This window comes from Micromonospora sp. NPDC002411 (assembly GCF_053592955.1).
On the sequence record NZ_JBSFBM010000437.1, the window covers coordinates 1 to 4,798 of the forward strand.

A 4,798-nucleotide genomic window follows, 5' to 3' on the forward strand; every position below is an offset into this window, starting at 1 on the left:
GAAGCCGTAGGGAAGTTCGAGGCGGTGACGGGCCAGCAGGGCCGGGTCGGTCAGCAGGTCCAGGGTGGGTGCGTCGGCGACGATCCGGCCGCCGTCGAGGATCACCGAACGTTCGCACAGCTCCGCCGCGTACGGCAGGTCGTGCGTGACCATCAACAGGGTCACCGGCAGGTCGCGCAGGATCTCGGCCAGCTCACGGCGGGCCGCCGGGTCCAGGTTCGAGGACGGTTCGTCGAGCACCAGGATCTCCGGGTGCATGGCGAGCACGGTGGCCACCGCCACCCGGCGGCGCTGCCCGAACGAGAGGTGCTGCGGCGACCGGTCCCGGTGCTCACCCATCCCCACCGCGGCGAGCGCCTCGTCCACCCGGGCGGTCAACTCCGCCCCGCGCAGGCCCAGGTTCGCCGGGCCGAACGCCACGTCCTCCGCCACAGTGGGCAGGAACAACTGGTCGTCCGGGTCCTGGAAGACGATGCCCACCCGGCGACGCACCTCGGCCAGGGTGGCCCGATCCGGCGTGACGGTCAGCCCGCCGACGCTCACACTGCCCTCGGCCGGGGTGAGGATGCCGTTGAGGTGCAGCACCAACGTGGTCTTGCCGGCACCGTTGGGCCCGAGCAGCGCCACCCGATCCCCGCGCGGCACGGTCAGGTCCACCCCGTGCAGGGCGACGTGCCCGTCCGGGTGCGCGTACCGGACGCCACGAACGTCCAGCGAGACAGCGGTCTGCACGACACCGATCATGACAGCACGACGGCGGTGGCGGCGATGGAGGCCGCAAGCACCGGCACGGTCGCCGCCACCAACCACTGACCGACGCTCGCCGCGCCCTCGCCCTGCCACACGACAGGCATCCGCCCGTTGTAGCCCCGGGACAGCATCGCCAGATAGACGCGCTCGCCGCGCTCGAAGGCGCGCAGGAACAGCGCCCCGATCCCGGCGGCGAAGCCGCGCAACTGCCACAGGAAGCGCGGGTCGTCACCCCGGGACATCCGGGCCACCCGCATCCGCCGCGCCTCGCCGACCAGCACGTCCAGGTAGCGCAGCATGAACGTGGCGATCTGGGTGAGCACCTGCGGGCAGTGCAGCCGGTCGAGTCCCACGATCAGGTCCCGGGTGGTGGTGGTCGCCGCCAGCAGCAGTGAGGCGAGCACGCCCAGGGTGCCCTTGGCCAGGATGTTCCAGGCCCCGTGCAGCCCGTCCTCGGACAGCCGCAGACCCAGCACCTCGACCCGGTCACCGCTGCCGAGGAACGGCAGCGCGATGGCGAACAGCACGAACGGCACCTCGATCAGCGCCCGGCTGAGCAACCACCGCGGCCCGACCCGGGCCAACGCCGCCACGACTGCCACCAGCACCGCGTACGCGCCGAAGGCCCAGAACGCCTCGCGTGGGGTGGCCACCACGGCGATGGTGAAGACCACCATCGCCGCGATCTTGACCTCGGGCGGGAGCCGGTGCACCGGCGAGTTGGACTCGCGGTACAGCACATGCCCGTGACCGGCACCCATCTCCGCGTACTCCTTCGTTCAGCTGGCCGCGTCGGCGCGGCGTCGGGCGTCGTCGTCGGACGTCGCGGGCTCGCCCCCGGCGGTCGTCGTCTCGTCCGGGTCGGTCGGCGTGCCGCCCCGGCGACGCAGCAGCCAGAAGCCGCCGGCGCCGACCGCGAAGGTGACCAGGACACCGAGCACCCCGGACAGGCCGGTGGAGACGAAGCTGTTCTCGATGCCGCGCACGCCGTAGTCGGCGAGCGGGCTGTCCCCCAGCTCGTGGTCCTTCGCCTGCTGGGCCGGGCAGCTGCCGCCGACGATGGTGTCGTCGGCGTCGACAGTGCAGCCCTTCAGCAGTGAGGAGTCCAACCCGTCCGGGTGGGACGACGCGTAGTTGCTGACCACGCCAGCGAGCAGCAGGGCGACCAGCAGGCCGCCGGCCAGGAAGGCCCAGGAACGGTTCTTCATCGGACACCTCCGGAGACCGGGACGGCGGGGGTGGCGGGGGTACGCAGGGAGCGCAGCGCGTACACCAGGTCGGGTCGCACCTTCGCGACGGTGAGCACCGTGGTCGCGGTGATCAGGCCCTCGCCGATGCCGATGAGCAGGTGGGTTCCGGCCATCGTGCCGGCCAGGCCGGCCAGGTTGCTGCCCAGGTCGGTGGTGCCGCCCAACCAGTACTGCACGACGAAGCCCTGGGAGGCGACCACCACGCTGAGCATCGCGGCGACGAACGCGGTCACCGCCAGACCGGCGCGTGTCCGGGGCAGCACCCGCAGGAGCAGGGCGATCAGCAGGTACGCCGCGGCGGTGCCGAGCAGCGCCATGTTGGTGATGTTCAGGCCGAGCATCGCCACGCCGCCGTCGCCGAAGACCAGCGCCTGCACGATCAGCACCACTGACACGCAGAGTGCGCCGACCCACGGGCCGACGAGCATGGCGGCGAGCGCGCCACCGAGCAGGTGGCCACTCACGCCGGCCGTGAAGATCGGGAAGTTGAGCATCTGGACGGCGAAGATGAACGCCGCCACCAGGCCGGCCATCGGGGCCAGCCGGTCGTCCAGGTCACGCCGGCTGCGCAGAACGCAGGCGGTCAGCCCGGCCAGTGCGAGCGCAGCGAAGATCGCTGCGACGGGACCATTGATGATCCCGTTCGAGATGTGCATCGCCAGTGTCTCCACGCGACCTCCCCACTCGTCAGCAAGCCCGAGCGGGCCGGCGTGGGTCAGCCTATTTCCCAGGCATCGTTGTTGCCATAGTCTGGCAACAACGCGAGGTGATGATCACCTTTACGGCAGGTGACGGACGCGCAGCTCAGGCGCACCGGTGGCGACAGCACGTCCCACCTCGGCGGTATGGTCGGGCCATGACCGCGCCCGACCGCCTCTCCCCCGGCGACCCCGCACCCGAGTTCACCCTCGCCACCGACACCGGCGACCAGCTCTCCCTTACCGACCTGCGAGGCCGCAGGGTCATCCTGTACGCCTACCCGGCCGCGATGACCCCCGGCTGCACCAAGCAGGCCTGCGACTTCCGCGACTCGCTCGCCTCGCTCCAGGCCGCCGGCTACGAGGTCGTCGGCATCTCCCCGGACAAGCCGGAGAAGCTGGCGAAGTTCCGCGAGCGCGACGCGATCACCTTCCCGCTCGTGTCGGACCAGGACCGGTCGGTGTTGACCGCCTACGGCGCGTACGGCGAGAAGCAGTCGTACGGCAAGACCGTCACCGGCGTGATCCGCTCCACGTTCGTGATCGACGCCGACGGCAAGATCGAGCGCGCGCTCTACAACGTCAAGGCCACCGGCCACGTCGCCAAGCTCCGCCGCGACCTCGGCCTGGACTGAGTTGTCACACCCGGCCACTACTTTCGGCGAGCGGTCCGATACAAATACACGCCTGAGGCGCTTGCCGCCGCTGCGGCCGCCGCGCGCAACATCACCGAGGTGATGCGCCTGCTCGGCGTACGCGTCAGCGGTGGTTCACACGCGCACATCAGCCGGCAGCTCAAAAGGTTCGGCATCGACACCTCACATTTCACCGGCAGTGCCCACACCAAAGGACAGCGGGGCAAGCGGCGCACCACGGCCGCTCAACTTCTGGTCGTGCTGCCGGACGGGTCGCGTAGGACGCCCGGCTTTCGCTTGAAGTGGGCGCTGAGCACCCTCGGCGTTCCCGACCGGCGCGAAGGCTGCGGGACAGGGCCGATTTGGCGAGGTGCGGCACTCATTTTGCACGTCGACCACATCAACGGGGACTTCCTCGACAACCGGCCACCGAACCTTCGGCTCCTCTGCCCGAACTGTCACAGCCAGACCGCGACCTTCGCTGGTCAACGGCGGCCTGCTCGCGTCGAGCCGGATGTGGTCTACGATCCTGATGCGGTTACTCCGACCGGCTTCCCGATAGGCAGGCCACTGCCTCGGCAGGAGTGGCCGTGGATGCTGGTGGAGTTCAGCTTCAAGGGGCCGTAGCCCAACGGCAGGAGGCATGCGGTTTAGGTCCGCACCAGTGCGGGTTCGAATCCCGTCGGCCCTACCTCGATACTGGCCCGGCAAGGTGGCGCAGCCCGACAGGCGACAACTTGTCGGGCGCGTCACTGTCGTGGGTCGCGGGCCTGGTCGTCGGGTCAGGATGGCGGGCGTGAGTTTGCGCTTCGTCCTCGACCCCGACCTGACCCCGCGACTGCGCGCCGAGATCGTCGACCTCTGGGCGGACGTCAGCAACGCCGGCGGCGCTGTCGGCTTCGTGCCGCCGGTCACGGCAGCCGACGTCCACGTGCTCGCCGATCCGACGTTCGCCGGGATCGCCGACGGGCCGGACCGGCTGTTGGTGGCGTATTCGGGCGACCGACTCGTGGCGATGCTGGTCTTCGGTGACAACCGCTTCCCGCTCAAGGCGCACTGGTGTGTCCTGAAGCGGGTGATGGTCCACCCGGGCACCCAGGGCACCGGCTACGGCTCGGCGCTGATGACCGAGGCGGCCCGGTTGGGCCGGGAGTTCGGCCACGAGGCGTTGCACGTCACGGTGCGCGACGGGCTGGGGTTGGACAAGTTCTACGACCGTCTCGGCTACCGGGAGATCGGCCGCCTGCCGGGCGCGTTGCGGGTGGCACCCGACGACGACCGGGACGAGATCCTGATGTGGCTGGACCTGGCGCCGCAACGGCAGTAGCACCCGGCCGGGTGCCCGTCACCAAGATCCGCGCACCATCAGGGATGTTGCTGTCTCCCGCCGTCCGGAAGCAGCAACATCCGGGAAGTTGGGGCTGCTCGCCGAGGTGGACGAGACCGACGTGCTGCCGGTCAAGGC

General features: G+C 70.3%; 7 protein-coding genes and 1 tRNA gene. 4 read left to right on the forward strand and 4 right to left on the reverse strand.

Translation table 11 applies throughout. The features are described from left to right. From ACWCO3_RS31605 to ACWCO3_RS31620, 4 genes are all read right to left on the reverse strand, one after another. A partial coding sequence (locus ACWCO3_RS31605) for an energy-coupling factor ABC transporter ATP-binding protein (protein WP_450013544.1) occupies positions 1-744 on the reverse strand: 744 nt, incomplete at its 3' end. Beyond that, the gene (cbiQ, locus tag ACWCO3_RS31610; RefSeq protein WP_145785242.1) at positions 741-1,511 is read right to left on the reverse strand and encodes a cobalt ECF transporter T component CbiQ; all 771 of its coding nucleotides are present in this window, start codon (positions 1,509-1,511) and stop codon (positions 741-743) included. The genes ACWCO3_RS31605 and cbiQ, both read right to left, overlap by 4 nt. An 18-nt stretch (positions 1,512-1,529) precedes the next feature. After that, positions 1,530-1,958 (reverse strand): PDGLE domain-containing protein, encoded by a 429-nt coding sequence (locus tag ACWCO3_RS31615; protein WP_357933320.1) that lies wholly within the window; start codon positions 1,956-1,958, stop codon positions 1,530-1,532. Further along, positions 1,955-2,671: an energy-coupling factor ABC transporter permease gene (locus ACWCO3_RS31620; RefSeq protein ID WP_450013547.1), complete on the reverse strand. Its 717-nt coding sequence runs from the start codon at positions 2,669-2,671 to the stop codon at positions 1,955-1,957. Before ACWCO3_RS31620 ends, ACWCO3_RS31615 begins: the two co-directional genes overlap by 4 nt. 185 nt (positions 2,672-2,856) lie before the next feature. On the opposite strand from ACWCO3_RS31620, the gene bcp reads away from it, so the two are divergent. The 4 genes from bcp (at position 2,857) to ACWCO3_RS31640 (ending at position 4,660) form a co-directional block, all read left to right on the forward strand. Continuing rightward, positions 2,857-3,333 carry a thioredoxin-dependent thiol peroxidase gene (gene bcp, locus ACWCO3_RS31625; protein WP_145785245.1) on the forward strand — a complete coding sequence of 159 codons (477 nt, stop codon included), beginning with the start codon at positions 2,857-2,859 and terminating at the stop codon, positions 3,331-3,333. Positions 3,334-3,432: 99 nt separating this feature from the next. Then, positions 3,433-3,960, forward strand: a complete 528-nt coding sequence (locus tag ACWCO3_RS31630) for a hypothetical protein (protein WP_450013549.1) — start codon at positions 3,433-3,435, stop codon at positions 3,958-3,960. Further along, positions 3,951-4,024, forward strand: a tRNA-Leu gene (locus tag ACWCO3_RS31635). The genes ACWCO3_RS31630 and ACWCO3_RS31635 overlap by 10 nt, the downstream gene beginning before the upstream one ends. 105 nt (positions 4,025-4,129) lie before the next feature. Beyond that, a complete protein-coding gene (locus ACWCO3_RS31640) occupies positions 4,130-4,660 on the forward strand; it encodes a GNAT family N-acetyltransferase (RefSeq protein ID WP_145785246.1) in 531 nt (176 codons plus the stop codon). Positions 4,661-4,798 lie beyond the last annotated feature (138 nt).

Coding starts and splice junctions, on each gene's coding strand:
- cbiQ (WP_145785242.1), bottom strand. CDS start 1,511: ATGGGTGCCGGTCACGGGCATGTGCTGTACCGCGAGTCCAACTCGCCG.
- bcp (WP_145785245.1), top strand. CDS start 2,857: ATGACCGCGCCCGACCGCCTCTCCCCCGGCGACCCCGCACCCGAGTTC.
- ACWCO3_RS31615 (WP_357933320.1), bottom strand. CDS start 1,958: ATGAAGAACCGTTCCTGGGCCTTCCTGGCCGGCGGCCTGCTGGTCGCC.